Below are 16,750 nucleotides of genomic sequence, written 5' to 3'. Positions count from 1 at the left end.
TAGAAGAGGTGTAAAAATGTTACGATTTGCTGAATACAAAACCAATACGATTGACCTAACCATTGATTTCTTCGGATACGAAGAATGTGCTCCTAATTATTCCTATGGACCTGCCGTACGTTCCAACTATGTGCTCCACTACATCGTAAAGGGAAAAGGAACCTTTCATCATAAGGGAGAAGTCCATTCTTTAAGCACAGGTGATTTTTTTCTTCTAAAGCCCAACGAAGTTACTTTCTACCAAGCAGATGAGAGAGAACCCTGGACCTATTATTGGTTTGGACTATCCGGAAGTAAGACCGAAGAATATTTCCAACTATCTACCTTGGGACGAGATGCCGTTCTCCGAAAACAAAAGCACTCAGACAAAGTCGAAAAAGGAATGAGTAAAGCTATCCAAACTGCTCAAAATATCGACCTCGATACGGAGATGCATCTCCATCTTTTTAGCAGTCTCTATGATATCTTTTTCCTTCTTCACAAATACTTCCCTCATCAACAAACAACAGATACCAATCCTACTCAAAAAATATGGTATAAAACCAAAAGGTTCATTGATACTCAGTATGGAAACTCCAATCTAAGCATTAATTCAATTGCAAAACATCTCATGATGAATCGAAGCTACCTTTCAACTTCCTTTAAAGAATTTCAAAATCAATCACCAAAAGAATACCTCTTACAAGTTCGGATGCAACGAGCTAGTGAATTATTAATAACAACTAATGAACCCATTAAAATCGTAGCCTATTCTGTCGGCTATGACGATCCTCTTAATTTTTCTAAGGCTTTTCGTAAATATTATCAACTTAGTCCCAGTCAGTACCGAGAAGCCCATTCTAATCAAAAATAAGCTCCCCATCGCCCCCTCATTCACTTCTCTAGATTCATCAACACAACTCAAAAAAGCAGTAAAAGGAAGGACATAATCCTTCCTTTTACTGCTTTTTCGCAATCTCAGATTCAATAAATGCAACCACGCCATCAATCGATACTCCTGTCGTATCGAAATGAATCGCATCTTCCGCTGGCTGTAATGGCGAAACAGCTCGGTGGCTATCTTTATAGTCTCTTTCAGCAATCTCAGCTTTTAAGACCTCTAGATCTGTTAGAATGCCACGAGTCTTATTTTCCTTATAACGACGTTCCGCTCGTTCTTCAACGGAAGCTACTAGAAAAATCTTGACCTGGGCCTGTGGTAAAACAGTCGTTCCAATATCTCGACCATCCATCACAATTCCACCCTCCTGAGCTAGGGCTTGTTGTTGTTGAACCAACTTTTCCCGCACAGCAGGTAGGGCAGCAACAGTGGATACTGCTTGTGTAACATCTGGTTGACGGATAGCATCTGTAATCTCTGTCTCGCCAACATAAACCAATTGTTCACCGCCCGTATTCCGACCAAATGAGATTGGATAGGCATCCAACATAGCGACAATAGCAGAGGCATCTTCTAAATCCAAGCCTTCCTTCAAGGCTAAAAATGTTGCTGCCCGATACATCGCACCAGTATCTAAATAAGTATAGCCATGCTTCTTGGCTAGTAACTTGGCAACTGTGCTTTTACCACTAGATGCAGGTCCATCAATCGCAATTTGTAATGCTTGCATATTCACTCCTACTCAACCCGTACTTCCTCACCTGGATTAGCATACCAAGAACCGGTTCTCATATTTTCTGGATTCAAAGCTTCCAATTCCGCAATAGAAATTCCTGCACGTGCTGCAATCGCTGCCTCACCTTCACCTGCCTGAACTGTGATAGTTGCACCGCCAGTACTGTTCTTCTTGCTAGAACTTGGAGTTGTTTCCTCTTCTTCTCCATCCTCGTCTTCGGAAGACTCCGTACTTACCTCAGACGAAGCTTGAGCATTTCCCCCAGAAACTTCTGAACTATAAAATCCTTGAACAGCTTCTTCTTGCTTGCTGCCACCAACTGAAAGGAAAATCAAAATCCCAGAAATAATAATCACCACAATGGCTGCAGCGGAAATCGCCCAAACCAACCATGAATTGAGTTTTTCATCCGAAATCTCATTTTTACGTTTTCTACTCAAAGCTTTTTACCTCTTCTTCTTGTTTTTTTATTCTATTCCCTATAAAATAGAACTATGAAAGTAACACTAATTCCTGAACGTTGTATCGCTTGTGGACTCTGTCAAACATACTCCGATGTTTTTGACTACCATGACAACGGTATTGTCAAATTCTATCAAAGTGACGAGCAAAGTCTCGAAGTCGAAACAACTCCTGGTCTCATCCAGGCCATTAAAGAATGTCCAACACGCGCCATTGAACACTAGTCTTTGTCTTGGTAATAAACCTCATAATAATCTAGATGAATGAGGTGGTCTGTTAGAATCACCTCTCCTCTAAAATGAAGGTTTAATGCTAAGGCGTTGACGAAGTATTTCTTAGGCCATTTTCGCATATAGTAGGTCCGCCCTTTTTCCTGACCAAATAAATAAAGGGTAATAGAGGTTTTAGTAACCTCTATTTTTTCTATCTGATCAATCGCTAATTTCGAAGGCTGAAAGGGATTTGCCGAGATAATTCGTAAAGTCCCTGACTCATAAATGGTGAAATACCGATGGAATCCAATTCCCATCAAAATCATAAACAGTACGAAGGAGGACAGAACCACCATGGGGATCTGCGAACTTTCATACATCAAGGCCAAACCTAGAAAAATGGGAACCAATGAGAGTGACCAATAGATAATCAGGATGGATAGTTGTGGCTGCCAGTGGTAGCGTACTTGACCAAAAATTTTTATCATGGTCCACCTCCTCCTTAATAGTGTAGCATAAATGCTAGAAAATGGGGAGACCCTGCTTACAGTCGATAAAAAGCCACCATAAACCTAGCTAGCCAAATCAAAGATCGTCCTCTATAAAGGGGCTCAAAAACTTCCCCTTTCTAGCTACTTTCTCCCAAACTATGAAACTTAACCTTAGATAAGGAAATCCTTAAAAGAAAAACTCAGAAATCCTCTAGGTTAACCACTTGAATCTCCTGCCCTCCTAATAAAATCAAATAGGATTGGACCTGATTGATTCCATAAGCTTGTTTAAGGGCTTGAGCATATAAACCCATTTGACCACGATAACGAGATACTACCCGAGCTGGATTGCGATAGCGATCGGTCTTATAGTCAAACAAAATAATACGATCCTCAAACAGAAGATAGCCGTCCAAAATTCCCCGAACAACAAATTCCTCACCACTTGCAGGGTCTTTCTGCAACATCGCAAAAGGAGCCTCTCGATAAAGTCTAGAAGGATTCTCTAAAAAGAGCTTCCCGAGTTCTGTTTGGAAAAAATCCAAAATCTTATTCAATGGTAAAACCTTGGCCAAAGCCGGCTCCAATTTCATCTGCTCCAGACGCTCCTGCAGGATTGCTTGGTCCACTCTCCCTTGAGATAAGTCCAGACCTTGCATAAAAGCATGGAGATTCGACCCCACCTGGCTAGCCTTGACAGTTGACTTTTTAGAACCAAGAGTCGGTAGGCTGAAGTCCAAGGGTGCTGGTTTCGCTGTCTCCATATGAGCCACTCCTTCTTGATCAAAGACTGGTTGATACAGATCTTTAACCTGACTAGGAGTTCGTACTGTTGGTAGCTGGATAGCCGCCTGATACAGACTATTTAGGCGATCAACATTCTCAATAATATCCAAGGCACGTGCTAAATCCTCTGACTGGCGGTTATCTGCTAAGTCATCCGGATCCACTGGCAGAACTGGAACATCCGATTGAACTTCTTGCAAGTCTATTTCCTCTTGTCCCACAAAGTGTACTGCCATGCTCTCATTAAAACTAGGAAAACTGGAGGAAACTGCCAAAACCCAATCCTGAAAATTCTTATAACTCAGACGGTCACTTACGGATAAAAACTGGCTAGGACCAACACCTGGGTAAGCATCTTCTAACTTCGTCCGCTTCCCTCTTCCAATTAGAAAAAGCTGTTTCTCTGCGCGTGTCATCGCCACATATAAAAGTCGCATTTCCTCTGATAATGTCTGACGACGCTTCTCCTGCCGAATTCGCTGGTAATTGAGAGAAGGGAGGGAGAGACGAACAGATTGCAGATGGTTGGGCTTGTCATTTGGAGTCTCGAGAATCTTGACAGACTGAATCCCAATACCTAAATCTCGACTCAGCAATATCCGCCCCTTGGAATCCTCACTATTAAAATCCTTATCTAAATTGTAGACAAAAACATAGGGAAACTCCAAACCTTTACTCTTATGGATTGTCAAAATTTGGACCGCATCTTCATCTACTTCCGTTACCACATCTGCCAAGTCCTTGTCTGACGCAAGGATTTTTTCAATCCGATCGATAAAACGTGCTAAGCCCTTATACCCACCTTGCTCGAATTGCCGAGCCCGCAGGGCCAAAGAATAGAGATTTGCTTGTCGTTTGGCTCCTTCTGGCAAGGCTCCGACATAATCATAGTAATGACGCTGATTGTAAATTTTCCAAATCAAATCATAAAGACTATGCAATTTGGCATAATCTCGCCATGAATTCAGATAATCCAAGAAGATTCGGATTTTCTCGTGAAGCGCCTCCTCGATTAAGTCCGGTGCAGCCCCAGTACCAGTATGGGCTTGTTTTATTTTTTCAAACAACGAAAGAGAGAGTCCCTGCTCTTGTAGCGCTATGCGGGCCAATTGATCTTCATCAAAACCAAACATAGGCGATTTGAGAAGAGCCAAGAGAGCATAATCCTGCAAAGGATTGTGGAGGGTCCGCAGAGTGTCCAACATAACCATGACCTCAACAGCTTGAAGATAGGATCCCTGACCTTGATCCTCAATGAAAGGAATCTGCCATTGCTGGAACAAATCTACTAAGGATTTATTGCGAGTCCGACTTTCGACTAAGACACACATCTCTTTATAAGGCACTCCAGATTTATGCAGTTCTTGAATCTGAGCAATCAAGACATGCCCTTCATTCAACTCTCCTTCGCTTTCCTGGTCAAAAATCAAACACTGAGCTTGAGCCTGCAAATCAGACTGCTTCTGTCTAGGGCTTCCAGCTACCAAGTAATGCACCTGATTATAGTCAATCTCCCCGACTTGCTCATCCATAAGATGCTTGAACAGACCATTCGTAGCTTCCAACACAGACTCCTGACTACGGAAATTTTCTTTCAGTAAAATCAGCTGCCCCACAAGCGGATTTTCTTGATACAACTTAAATTTCTGATTAAAAATTTCGGGTTCTGCCTGCCTGAAACGGTAAATCGATTGCTTAATATCCCCCACCATAAAACGATTGTGCCCGTTGGAGATCAGCTCTAATACCTCCTCCTGCAAAGAGTTGGTATCTTGGTACTCATCAATCATAATTTCATGATAGGTAGCCACTAGTTCTTCGCGTAAATCTGGACATTCCCGCAAGAGACGAAGGACCAAATGACTTACATCACTAAATGTAAAAGCATTCTCAGCCAACTTAGCCTGATAGAGAGCCTGATAATAATCGCTCACAAACTGTTTAAGAGCCACAAGTAAGTCAGCAACCTCTGCTTCTTGCCCTAAAATAAAGGGCAAGGATTGAAGGCCTTGAAGTTGATCCACAATGGTTTTCAAAAAATCGTATTTAACTCCGGCCACAGTAATAACCCCTGTTTTAGGAAGTAGCCCTAACAGGTGGGAGAGTTTTTCTTCGACTTCTTCCCAAGGAACCGAGGAATCAAGTTGACCTGCTAAGGTTCGCAACTCTTCCATCATCTGTTCATGCTTTATATAAACTGCCGTTTTTTTACCATCTTTTTTGAACATCTTGTAATCTGGATCTTGTGTGAGATCATAGATGGCGTCAGCAGCTGACCAACAATCCTTAGCCAAAGTTGGATACAATTCCTGCATCACTTGTCGTAAATCCTGAATTTCTCGGAAGGATACTGCTTTTTCCAACCACTCTAGCGGTTGGGGCAGAGCATCCATGAATTCGGCTAGCTCATACACTACCCGGCGGAAACCAGTGATATCTTTCGCTTGGCCTGTAAAATTGGTAACCAAGCGATAAAAATCCTCTTCTCCTGAGCCAGAACTGTAGCTTTCAAAAACTTGGCTAAAGACCTCCTTTTGAAATTGAAGCAGTTCACTAGGATCAGAGAGAAGCCGAAAATTGGGACTGATGTTCAGGCGATACCCCTCCCTGGCGAGCAGTTTCTGGTTAAAAGCATCCATAGTTCCAATATCACTGAGCGGCAAGATTTGTCGTTGACGAAGCAAATGTTCTCTTAAAATAGGGCTTATATCCGGATCAGAGAGTTTTTCCGTTAGCTTGGCTTGTAGCCGTTCCTTGAGCTCTCCCGCTGCTTTAACCGTGAATGTGGAAACAAAAAGCTGATTAATCCCAATACCACGACTAAGCTGATCCATAATCCGTTCAACCATAACAAAGGTTTTACCAGACCCTGCCGAAGCCGAAACCAGCGTATTTTTACCAGAACTGTAGATAGCTAAGATCTGTTCCGGAGTCCGCTTACGGTCTGTTTGCAGTTGCGCTTCTTTTTCTTGTAAAAGGCGAATCTCCTCTGCATTTAAAAAAGGGATAGGTTTCATCTTATTCCTCCTCCTGCTCATTCATGTCCAATTCTTGACGAATTTTTGCCAGCCAGTCCTCTTTGTTGGAAGTTCCTTCTAACTGATTAAGAATTCGCAGGTTCTGGTAATGGTAGGGTGTTTCAAACTGAGTAATGGCCTTATACTGATCAACGTAGGCTCGAACAGATTGTCCATCTTCACTAATTGGTTGGACAGGGAATTGCCCAGCTCTAATGGCTTGAGCAGCCCTTTGGAAAAGCAAGCGATTATAGGCCAAGAGGATGGCCAGTTCTTCTTCCTCCAAAGTAAAGTCCTTGCGTCCGCTTTTCAGCAAATATTGATCACTCAATCGATCCTTCTCGCTGCTCAAGAAAAGCCCCTTATAGGTAAACTCCTTCATGGCCTGCGCCAAATAATACCCAGCTTCTTCTTGTTTTTTAAAGGAAACCAAGGGATTATTGAGATGAAAATACATCGCTCCAAAAACCTGATCCTTGGACAAATAATCCAAATAGGTCACCAATTGGGAATTAAGACCATTATAAAAGTCTTGATAAGAGAAATTCTGGTCAGCTGACTTGTAATCCACTACACCTTTAATCGAAGTTCCTTGGAGCTGATCAATCCGATCAATGACGCCACTCACATAGATTTGATCTTCAGAAGATAAGAGATAGCGGAAACCTTTCTCTTCCTCCAGAGTCTCCGTTACTGGGGCTTCCAAGGTTTGGGCCGACGTCCGGACAATATCTAGCAGTATTCGTTGGGAAAAGCGACTCTCTTCATCCAAGCCATAACGGTAGCGAACGTAAGCTTCACGATTAACCTTTTGAATAGCCTGATCTAAGGCTTGTACCGGCTCTTGCTCAGATAACCGAGCGAAATATTCCTCAAAAATTTGGTGCATATACTGACCATGAATCCGAGCATCTGGGTGGATACTACCTTCTTCACGCAAACGAAGCACATGTTTCAGGTAATAAGAATAAGGATTTTTATAGTAATCTGTCAAACTGGACACAGACAACTTGAGCCCCTGGTCTTGCGGATAGAGACGATCTAAAGTTGCTTTTGTTAACGGACTACTCTGAACTTGATAATCTAGACCAGGTAGACTAAACCCGTCCTGAGCCAAATATCGACGCAAATATCGAATCAAGGCCTTCCAATAAGATTCCTCTTCAGCCTGCCACTCTGCCTGAATTCCTTCCTGATATAGCTCTACAACCTGTGACAGTAATCCTTGATAGGAGCCAATATCATCCGGAGTTAGACTCTGCTCTTGCCTGTCCTGCCACTTAATTCCAAATTTATTCAAAACTTGTAAGTAGGGCGAGGGCCTCTTTTCACTATTATCAATTTGCCCTGGACACGTTAAATACAGAGCTTCTTCTGCCGCATTTAAGAGAGAAACGGCTGTAAAATGATTCTTAGGTCCATTCTCTCGCCAAGGAATAAGCAAGGCTTGACCTTGATCTGCACTTTGATTGAGTTTTTCTTTTTCCTCAATCGTGAGCAATCCCATCTCTCCACTTTCTTTAGGAAAGAAATCGTCGGTCAAACCAATGGCAAAGACCTGTTTGGCTACCAGAGGTTGGACCAAATCGTACGATTGGACTTGGACCACATCAACTGTAGCTGGTACCGTTCGATAGCTAGCCAACTGGATTCCAGCCCGCCAGAGTTCCAAAAATTCTGAGACTGTCAGGGGCGTATCCCCCACCAATCGCTCCATTTGTGCAAACAAGTCTGTAAAGGCCTTCCAGACCTCAGCCTGTTGCTCCTGTTCCCGCAAATCCAAGCTTTGACTTAACCGGACTAAATTCGTTGGCAAAGCGATTTCCTCTAGCAGAGTCCGAAACTTCTTAAGAAGACTAGCCCCTTTTTGCTTTTTGGCTTTGACAAAAGGAAGAAGGGGACTTAGAATCGCATCTCGGATTTGGTTGAGATTTTCTAAATCGTAACGGTCTCCGTCATTGGACGTAAAAGTACGTTGCAAAGCTGCCAAACCATTGATATCACTAAAACGCAAATAAGATTCCAACTGGTCCAAGTCTTCAGCTGCCAAATTTCCATAGAGAGCCGTTTGCAAGAGATTGGTCAAATCCTCCCGACGAAAATGACGACGAACAAGACTTTCCAAAGACTCCACCAAGTGAATCAAGGGATGATCAGCCATCGATTCCCGGCGACCAATATAGAAGGGAATTTGGTAGCGGTCAAAAATCGTAGCAACTTGAGGAGCATAGGTCTCCACATCCCCCAAGAGCAGGCGAATATCCTTATAACGATACCCATCTGCTAAAAGACGGCGAATCTGACGCGCGACCCATTCAACTTCTGCCTGGGGAGTCCCCTTTTTATGGAGGAATAGAGGAAGTTCTAGCGGAGCAAAATCCTGTTTAGGACCAAACTCATAAAAAACTTCAAGTCTATCCGTCAGTTCTTGAAAACCATCCTGAGCTCCAGCAGAACCTTCTACTATTTGAGCTTGAAAGTCTCGTCCTAAATCCTGAATAAACTCGACACTAGCCTGGTATAGATTTCCTTCTAAATACTGCTGCTTCCGTGCTCGCCTGCTAGCATAGGCTCCAATTACAATAGGACACCCCTTACGATGTAAAAGCCCCAAGAGATGTTTTTCCTCCGCTGAAAAACGAGTAAAACCATCAATAACCAAAGCTACCTTGGCCAAACTAGAATCCAAACGACCCGATTCCAATTTTTCAATAAAATCGGACAAGGTCGTTGAAGGTAGGTAGCCTTCAACAACCATACTTTCATCCAAGGCTTGAAAAATCATCTGCAGATCATGCGTTTTGGCTGCATTATCCAGATGACTCAAATAATTTAGCCCCATCCGTGCTTCCTGTAATTCTTTATAAAGCGAGGCTACTTCTTGCACAAAGCCAGGATCCTTACGAATCCGTCCATAAGCTCGATAATGTTCAAGAGGTAAGGTCTGTAAGACCCGATAAACCAATAATTGCAAGCCCAAGTCATCCAAGCGTTGAGCTTCTGCCTCCTGGTCTAGCAACAGGTAGCGGGTCATTTGTTGAAAACGGGTAACCGTAATGCCAAAGGAAGCTTTGGTAGGTAGGCATGCCAAAACCTGTCTTTCTTTTTCGAAAGACAGGGAGTTTGGTGCAATGTAAAAAACGCGATAACCTTTGGATTCTAAATCCAAAGCTTCCTCAACTAAATCCTTAACCAGATTGGCTCGGATTGAAGTGTAAACTACTTTCATCTTTATCCTTCCATTAGGGGGGATTGGAGATAGCGGAAAATCAAATCAGAAGTGGCTTTCAAGGAATCAACATGAGTACGCTCATAGGAATGGCTAGATTCAATTCCCGGTCCAATTAAAGCATGGCGGACATCCCAACCTGCAGACATGGCTGCTGAGGCATCACTGCCGTAGAAAGGATAGATATCAATTTTGTAAGGAATCCCCGATTCTTGAGCTAAGGCTTCTAACTGACGACGGAAGCCATAATGATAAGGCCCTGAAGCATCCTTGCTACAAATGGACACTGTGTATTCATCGGTCGCCTGATCATCTCCCATAGCTCCCATATCCACAGCTAGATATTCCACTACCTGATTAGGAATAGCCGAATTAGCCCCATGACCAACCTCTTCAAAGGTTGAAAACATCACATGAGTCGTCACTGGCAAGTGAATCTCTTGCGATTGAATCTCTTCCAAAAGTGCTAGCAGAATCGCAACACTAGCCTTATCATCCAAAAAACGACTTTTTACAAATCCCGTCTCTGTCACCTGGGTCCGTGGATCAAAGGAAACAAAATCGCCAACCTGAATTCCCAAAGCCTGAGTCTCTTCAGCCTTGGTTACCTTAGCATCTAAGCGAACTTCCATATTATCCTGACTCCGTTCAAGAGTCCCTGCTTCCTTATAAACATGGGTAGAAGTTTGGTGTAACAAAATCGTCCCAGAGACTGTCGAACCATTAGCCAAATGAACCAAACAGTTTTCCCCTTCAATCATATTCCAAGGGAATCCACCAACCCGATCCAACTTCAACCGTCCATCTGGTTTAATAGCCCGAACCATAGCTCCCAAAGTATCCACATGGGCTGTCAAGAGACGAGCTGGTCCCTCTTCTTTTCCAGGTAGGGTTACTCGGACATTCCCCTTAGGACTGACCTGGGCTTCCAAGCCCAAATTCTCTAGGGTCTGCAACAAATAAGCAACTACTTCCTGAGTAAAACCAGTTGGAGAAGGAATTGCCAGAAGTTCTTGTAAATAACCTAGTGTTTTCATACGGTCTCCTTTCAAAAAAGAGACTGGGAACTAGTCCCTGTCTCATCACATTCATGGAGCAGTCTCATTAGACCTAGTCATTGAGGGCACCAATCGCAACATACTTAAATTTTGGAAGTCCTACAAACAAATATCCCAATCGGTTTGTCTCACGAAAACCAAAATAGGCTCTTATTCGTCGTCCATAGACAAGACACTTAGGAAGGCTTCTTGAGGTACTTCCACCGACCCGATGGCCTTCATCCGTTTTTTACCGGCTTTTTGTTTTTCCAAGAGTTTGCGTTTTCGAGAAACATCCCCTCCGTAACACTTCGCCAAAACGTTCTTACGTAGAGCCTTAATGTCCGTCCGTGCCACAATCTTATGTCCAATTGCTGCTTGAATTGGAACTTCAAACTGTTGACGTGGAATAATCTTCTTAAGCTTTTCAACAATAACTTTTCCACGCTCATAGGCAAATTCCTTGTGAACAATAAAGCTGAGAGCATCTACCTTATCACCATTCAAGAGAATATCCATTTTAACCAATTGAGATTTCCGATATTCAGAAATTTCATAATCGAAGCTTGCATAACCACGTGTCGATGATTTCAATTTATCAAAGAAATCAAAGACAATCTCAGCTAGAGGGATTTGATAGATGACATTTACGCGATTCTCATCAATATAATCCATCGTCACAAAATCCCCACGCTTGCGCTGTGCCAACTCCATAACAGCCCCAACAAATTCCTGAGGTACCATAATCTGAGCCTTCACATACGGTTCTTCAATGGAATCGATTTTAGTTGGGTCTGGGAACTCACTAGGATTGGAGACATCTATCATCTCGCCATCTGTCAAATTAACCTGGTAGATAACGGATGGGGCTGTCATAATCAAATCAATGTTAAACTCCCTCTCCAAACGCTCCTGAATCACATCCATATGGAGAAGCCCCAAGAAACCACAGCGGAAACCAAAGCCCAACGCCTGTGATGTCTCTGGTTCAAATTGAAGAGAGGCATCATTCAGTTGAAGTTTTTCCAGTGCTTCACGCAAATCATTGTATTTGTTTGACTCGATTGGATAAAGTCCAGCAAAGACCATCGGATTCATCTGCTTATAACCATCCAAAGGTGCATCTGCTGGATTTGAAGCCAAGGTTACCGTATCCCCGACACGGGTATCTTGAACAGTCTTAATGGACGCTGCGATATACCCAACATCACCTGTTGCCAAGTAATCACGACCCACTGCCTTTGGCGTAAAGATTCCGACTTCCGTCACATCGAAAGTCTTACCATTGCTCATCAGTTGAATCTTATCCCCCGGCTTAACCAGACCATCCATAACGCGGACCTGGAGAATAACCCCGCGGTAAGCATCATAAACAGAGTCAAAAATTAATGCCTTGAGTGGAGCTTCTACATCACCTAGAGGTGCTGGAACCTTCTCCACAATCTGCTCCAAGATTTCCTCAATCCCGATACCTGCTTTAGCGGAAGCCAAAACCGCTTCAGAGGCATCCAAACCAATCACATCTTCTACCTCTGTCCGCACACGCTCAGGGTCAGCTGCTGGCAAGTCAATTTTATTAATGACCGGTAAAATTTCCAAATCATTATCTAAAGCTAAATAAACATTGGCCAAGGTCTGCGCCTCAATCCCTTGAGCTGCGTCCACCACCAAAATAGCTCCCTCACAGGCCGCCAAAGAACGAGAAACCTCATACGTAAAATCCACGTGCCCCGGAGTGTCAATTAGGTGAAAAATGTAGGTCTCCCCATCCTTAGCCGTATAATTCAATTCAATAGCATTGAGCTTAATCGTAATCCCTCGCTCCCGCTCCAAATCCATACTATCTAAAAGCTGAGCCTGCATTTCCCGGCTAGAAACCGTCTCGGTGGCCTCCAAAATCCGGTCTGCCAAAGTCGACTTACCGTGGTCAATGTGGGCAATAATGGAGAAATTTCGAATCTTCTCCTGCCTTGCCTTTAATTCCTCAAAATTCATAAACACAATCTCTTTCTTTTCATACCTACTAAATCAAAATACTCGCGAAATTTCCAAAGAATGACGATAAAAGCCAATGAAAATCGAACTAAAGTTCATCAAAGAGGCTTGCGAAAGTCAGATTTTGAAACTTAATGAGTATCAGTTCTAAGCTCCTACCATTATAACAAGAAGCCCCTCGCTTTTCAACGAGGGGCAAGGCTTTCGCAGTTGCTTAATCAAAAAAATTCTCTACTAGAATGCCATATTGAACCCGATTGGCTTCTCATCTATGCAATTGATAAAGGACATCTCATTTTAACTGCAACACGAACGGGTTGATATAGTCCTACTTTCGTAGACAGTACAAATAAATAAAGTACTGTTTACGAAAGTAGGATTTTTATTATGTCGCGGAAAAGTAAAATTAGTTTTGAAGATAAACTAGAAGCGGTAACCCAATATCTTAAAGGTGAAGGTTCTAGTTACGTGTTGGCTCGTCAATATGGTGTTGCCGGGAGTACTATTCGAAGATGGATTAAAATGTATCAATTGCAGGGTTCTGAGGGGTTACTACCTAGAAAAAGTAATCAGAGCTATACTACAGAGTTTAAACTTAGCTGTGTTGAAGCCTATAAATTAGGAGAAGGTTCTCTTTTAGAAATAGCTTCAAAATTTGGGCTAAGAAGTACTTATCAACTACGCCAATGGATTATCAAGTATAATAGTCATCAAGAACTAAAGGATTACAATCCTACTCCGGAGGTCTACGAGATGGCTAGCAGAAAAACAACGAAAGAAGAACGTTTAGAAATTGTTCAATATTGTTTAGATCATGATTCAAATTATAAGGAGACAGCTCAGAAATTTGGCTGTAGCTATGCCCAAGTCTATAACTGGTGCAGAAAGTATAAACTTGATGGTTTAGAAGGACTGTCTGACAATCGTGGACGCAAACGCAGTGAAGATGAATTGTCTGAGTTAGAAAAAGCAAATCGAAGAATTAAAGAACTTGAAAGAAGGCTTGAAATAAGCGAGAAAGAGAGTGAATTCTTAAAAAAAGTGAGGGAATTAGAAAGGAGTTGGTTACAGGACAACCTAAACAACGAATAATCGCTCAAAATCGGCAGCTTAAAATCAAGCTATACCAGTTAATTAAAAATTATCATGAAGAAAAAGGCTGGCCGATTGATTGGATGTGTCGGTTGGCTCATATTAGTCGTGCTGCTTACTATAAATGGCTAAAGCACAAGCCCAGTCAACGTGAATTGAGAGACCAAACTATCCTTGATAGGATTCTAGAAATTTCTAAAAGTAATAATAGTTTATTTGGTTCAGTTAAAATGACACTTGTGTTGAACAATAAGCTAGAAGCTGGAGAAAAACCAATCTACCGACGAACTGTAGCTCGTTTGATGTGTGTAAACAATATTTCTTCCAACAAAGCAAAATACAAGAAGCGGAAACGTTATACCACTTCAACCCCTGATCAGACAGCTGAAAATATTCTCAATCGTGATTTTAATTCAAAACGACCAAATGAAAAATGGTGTATCGATATTACAGAAGAGAAAGTTTCTGGAACAAATCAAAAAATATACCTATGTGCAATCTTAGATCTATATGATCGCTATATTGTTGGCTATGCAATAGGTAACAGAAATGACACGGCACTAGTGAATTCAGCTATTAAGAATGCCCTTAAAGAAGAACCAGATAGTCCGGCCTTACTCCATAGTGATCGAGGATTTCAATTTACAAGAAAACCTTTTGCCCACATGTTAGAAAAATAGGGGATGAGCCAGTCAATGTCTCGGGTGGGTCGGTGTATCGATAATGGCCCATTAGAAGGTTGGCAAGGACTACTAAAGGAAATGCGAGAGGTATTATATCCCCATATAGCTACTTTCGAAGAGATGAAGGGAAGCGTATGAAAAGACAATTGATTACTACTATCATCATGATCCACAGGAGAGATTTGAAGGAAAGACACCTGCACAAATAAGAGCTGAAGCAAAGGCAAATCCAAAACAGGTAACCCACTATCCAATTAAGCAAGCTAAAAAATACATTGATTTTTGGAAAGACATTGCCAATAAGAAAAACCAGACCACCTAAATTTAAGGCAGTCTGGTATCAAACATTTTATTTATTTCAACTGTCTACTTGACACGGTACGTATCAGTCTTGAAGTGTTTGTTGTCTATAGCTTATTTTTATCCTACATCTTCTCTTCCAATTCCACATCTGGGTATTTATCAGCGAACCAGCGTAGGGCAAAATCATTTTCAAAGAGGAAAACGGGCTGTTCAAAGCGGTCCTTAGCTAGAATATTTCGGCTAGAACTCATGCGTTCGTCCAAGTCTTCTGGTTTGATCCAACGGACGGTTTTCTTACCCATTGGGGACATGACAACTTCAGCGTTGTATTCATTTTCCATCCGGTGTTTGAATACCTCAAATTGTAGCTGACCGACTGCTCCTAGCATATATTCACCAGTTTGATAGTTCGTATAAAGTTGGATAGCTCCCTCTTGCACCAATTGTTCAATCCCCTTATGGAAAGATTTTTGTTTCATGACATTTTTAGCAGAAACTTTCATGAAAATTTCCGGTGTAAAGGTCGGAAGTGGCTCAAATTCAAACTTGTTTTTACCAACAGTCAAGGTATCCCCTACTTGGTAAGTACCTGTGTCGTAGACACCGATAATATCTCCCGCCACAGCGTTTTCAACAGTTTCACGAGACTCCGCCATAAACTGGGTAACATTGGATAATTTGGCACCTTTTCCAGTCCGTGGGAGGTTGACGGCCATTCCTCGCTCAAACTCGCCTGACACAATCCGCACAAAAGCGATTCTATCACGGTGTCGAGGATCCATATTCGCCTGAATTTTAAAGACAAAACCTGAGAAGTCTGGGGCATCCGGTTGGATCATCTCGCCTTCAGTTGTTTGATGTCCATGTGGTTCTGGTGCAAATTCAAGGAAGGTTTCCAAGAAGGTCTGAACCCCAAAATTCGTGAGGGCTGATCCGAAAAAGACTGGAGTTAAATCCCCTGCCAAGATAGCTTCCTCGGAGAAGGGATTTCCAGCTTCTACTAGCAAGTCTACATCCTCTAGCACTTGTTGGTAGAAAGGATTGTTCCCTAGCCCGTGGCTCTCCGCTTGGTCAAAATCGATAAAACGTTGATCCCCTTTATACAACTCAATGCGACCATGGTGAAGGTCATAGAGCCCTTCAAAACTTTTTCCCATCCCAATCGGCCAATTCATAGGATAAGAAGCAATTCCAAGAACTTCCTCCAACTCTTCTAATAAGTCAAGAGGCTCACGACCATCACGGTCCAACTTGTTAATAAAGGTGAAAACAGGGATATTACGGTGTTTCACAACCTCAAAAAGTTTCTTGGTTTGGGCCTCAATACCCTTGGCGGAATCGACAACCATGACAGCCGCATCCACTGCCATCAAGGTCCGATAAGTATCTTCAGAGAAGTCCTCGTGTCCCGGAGTATCTAGAATATTAACCCGTTTGCCAAGATAATCGAATTGCAAGACAGATGAGGTAACGGAGATTCCCCGTTGCTTCTCAATATCCATCCAGTCAGACTTGGCAAAATTCCCAGTCTTCTTCCCTTTTACCGTACCGGCCTCACGAATTTCGCCTCCGAAATAGAGCAATTGCTCGGTAATGGTTGTTTTCCCCGCATCCGGGTGACTGATAATGGCGAATGTCCGTCGCCGCTTCATTTCTTCAATACGTGACATCACTGTTTCCTTCCGATTTTTTCTGCCTTACTAGTATACCATGTTCATGAAAAGTAGACAAAAAGGAAAAGCCCTCCGATTTGACATCAGGAGGGCTAGCTATTAGGCTTCTAATTTTGAAAGAGCTGCGTCATCCGCAAAAATATAAACTTCCGGA

Annotated in this window: 13 protein-coding genes; 5 read left to right on the top strand and 8 right to left on the bottom strand. The window is 42.5% G+C overall.

Annotation, left to right across the window (positions count from 1 at the left end; genetic code table 11):
- Window positions 1–16 precede the first annotated feature (16 nt).
- Complete coding sequence (locus ACXM1Q_RS04705; RefSeq protein WP_458516630.1) at window positions 17–853, top strand: AraC family transcriptional regulator; 837 nt, start codon at window positions 17–19, stop codon at window positions 851–853.
- 85 nt (window positions 854–938) lie between these two features.
- Here ACXM1Q_RS04705 and cmk read toward each other — a convergent pair whose 3' ends face one another.
- Window positions 939–1,610 (bottom strand): (d)CMP kinase, encoded by a 672-nt coding sequence (gene cmk, locus ACXM1Q_RS04700; protein WP_458516628.1) that lies wholly within the window; start codon window positions 1,608–1,610, stop codon window positions 939–941.
- An 8-nt stretch (window positions 1,611–1,618) separates the two neighbouring features.
- Complete coding sequence (locus tag ACXM1Q_RS04695) at window positions 1,619–2,056, bottom strand: SAG1386/EF1546 family surface-associated protein (protein ID WP_458516626.1); 438 nt, start codon at window positions 2,054–2,056, stop codon at window positions 1,619–1,621.
- Window positions 2,057–2,110: 54 nt separating this feature from the next.
- On the opposite strand from ACXM1Q_RS04695, the gene ACXM1Q_RS04690 reads away from it, so the two are divergent.
- Window positions 2,111–2,302, top strand: coding sequence for a ferredoxin (locus tag ACXM1Q_RS04690; protein ID WP_458516624.1), 192 nt, complete (start codon window positions 2,111–2,113; stop codon window positions 2,300–2,302).
- Here the strand turns inward: ACXM1Q_RS04690 and ACXM1Q_RS04685 are convergent.
- From ACXM1Q_RS04685 to lepA, 5 genes are all read right to left on the bottom strand, one after another.
- Window positions 2,299–2,778, bottom strand: a complete 480-nt coding sequence (locus ACXM1Q_RS04685) for an EbsA family protein (protein WP_135037806.1) — start codon at window positions 2,776–2,778, stop codon at window positions 2,299–2,301. The two genes, ACXM1Q_RS04690 and ACXM1Q_RS04685, sit on opposite strands and share 4 nt — an antisense overlap.
- A 203-nt stretch (window positions 2,779–2,981) precedes the next feature.
- Window positions 2,982–6,584: a helicase-exonuclease AddAB subunit AddA gene (addA, locus tag ACXM1Q_RS04680; RefSeq protein ID WP_458516621.1), complete on the bottom strand. Its 3,603-nt coding sequence runs from the start codon at window positions 6,582–6,584 to the stop codon at window positions 2,982–2,984.
- A gap of 1 nt (window position 6,585) precedes the next feature.
- Complete coding sequence (rexB, locus tag ACXM1Q_RS04675) at window positions 6,586–9,813, bottom strand: ATP-dependent nuclease subunit B (RefSeq protein WP_458516619.1); 3,228 nt, start codon at window positions 9,811–9,813, stop codon at window positions 6,586–6,588.
- A gap of 2 nt (window positions 9,814–9,815) precedes the next feature.
- Entirely contained in the window at window positions 9,816–10,850 is a 1,035-nt protein-coding gene (locus ACXM1Q_RS04670) for a M42 family metallopeptidase (RefSeq protein WP_458516617.1), read from the bottom strand.
- A gap of 171 nt (window positions 10,851–11,021) precedes the next feature.
- Window positions 11,022–12,845 carry a translation elongation factor 4 gene (gene lepA, locus ACXM1Q_RS04665; RefSeq protein ID WP_458516615.1) on the bottom strand — a complete coding sequence of 608 codons (1,824 nt, stop codon included), beginning with the start codon at window positions 12,843–12,845 and terminating at the stop codon, window positions 11,022–11,024.
- A 210-nt stretch (window positions 12,846–13,055) separates the two neighbouring features.
- Here lepA and ACXM1Q_RS04660 point away from each other — a divergent pair, with 210 nt between their 5' ends.
- From ACXM1Q_RS04660 to ACXM1Q_RS04650, 3 genes are all read left to right on the top strand, one after another.
- Window positions 13,056–13,166 carry a type II toxin-antitoxin system mRNA interferase toxin, RelE/StbE family gene (locus ACXM1Q_RS04660; protein WP_458516613.1) on the top strand — a complete coding sequence of 37 codons (111 nt, stop codon included), beginning with the start codon at window positions 13,056–13,058 and terminating at the stop codon, window positions 13,164–13,166.
- Window positions 13,167–13,232: 66 nt separating this feature from the next.
- Complete coding sequence (locus ACXM1Q_RS04655; RefSeq protein ID WP_458516611.1) at window positions 13,233–13,937, top strand: transposase; 705 nt, start codon at window positions 13,233–13,235, stop codon at window positions 13,935–13,937.
- Window positions 13,907–14,617 (top strand): IS3 family transposase, encoded by a 711-nt coding sequence (locus ACXM1Q_RS04650; RefSeq protein WP_458516609.1) that lies wholly within the window; start codon window positions 13,907–13,909, stop codon window positions 14,615–14,617. The genes ACXM1Q_RS04655 and ACXM1Q_RS04650 overlap by 31 nt, the downstream gene beginning before the upstream one ends.
- A 428-nt stretch (window positions 14,618–15,045) precedes the next feature.
- On the opposite strand, the gene ACXM1Q_RS04645 is transcribed toward ACXM1Q_RS04650, so the two are convergent.
- Window positions 15,046–16,593, bottom strand: coding sequence for a peptide chain release factor 3 (locus ACXM1Q_RS04645; protein WP_458516607.1), 1,548 nt, complete (start codon window positions 16,591–16,593; stop codon window positions 15,046–15,048).
- Between the last annotated feature and the right edge of the window lie 157 nt (window positions 16,594–16,750).

The sequence above is a fragment of the Streptococcus sp. 10F2 genome, from assembly GCF_054331515.2.
The sequence above is the reverse complement of the archived record's forward strand: the minus strand, read 5'-3'. Positions and strand labels throughout refer to the sequence as shown.

Coding starts and splice junctions, on each gene's coding strand:
- ACXM1Q_RS04645 (WP_458516607.1), bottom strand. CDS start 16,593: ATGTCACGTATTGAAGAAATGAAGCGGCGACGGACATTCGCCATTATC.
- lepA (WP_458516615.1), bottom strand. CDS start 12,845: ATGAATTTTGAGGAATTAAAGGCAAGGCAGGAGAAGATTCGAAATTTC.
- ACXM1Q_RS04685 (WP_135037806.1), bottom strand. CDS start 2,778: ATGATAAAAATTTTTGGTCAAGTACGCTACCACTGGCAGCCACAACTA.
- cmk (WP_458516628.1), bottom strand. CDS start 1,610: ATGCAAGCATTACAAATTGCGATTGATGGACCTGCATCTAGTGGTAAA.
- ACXM1Q_RS04705 (WP_458516630.1), top strand. CDS start 17: ATGTTACGATTTGCTGAATACAAAACCAATACGATTGACCTAACCATT.
- rexB (WP_458516619.1), bottom strand. CDS start 9,813: ATGAAAGTAGTTTACACTTCAATCCGAGCCAATCTGGTTAAGGATTTA.
- addA (WP_458516621.1), bottom strand. CDS start 6,584: ATGAAACCTATCCCTTTTTTAAATGCAGAGGAGATTCGCCTTTTACAA.
- ACXM1Q_RS04690 (WP_458516624.1), top strand. CDS start 2,111: ATGAAAGTAACACTAATTCCTGAACGTTGTATCGCTTGTGGACTCTGT.
- ACXM1Q_RS04670 (WP_458516617.1), bottom strand. CDS start 10,850: ATGAAAACACTAGGTTATTTACAAGAACTTCTGGCAATTCCTTCTCCA.
- ACXM1Q_RS04655 (WP_458516611.1), top strand. CDS start 13,233: ATGTCGCGGAAAAGTAAAATTAGTTTTGAAGATAAACTAGAAGCGGTA.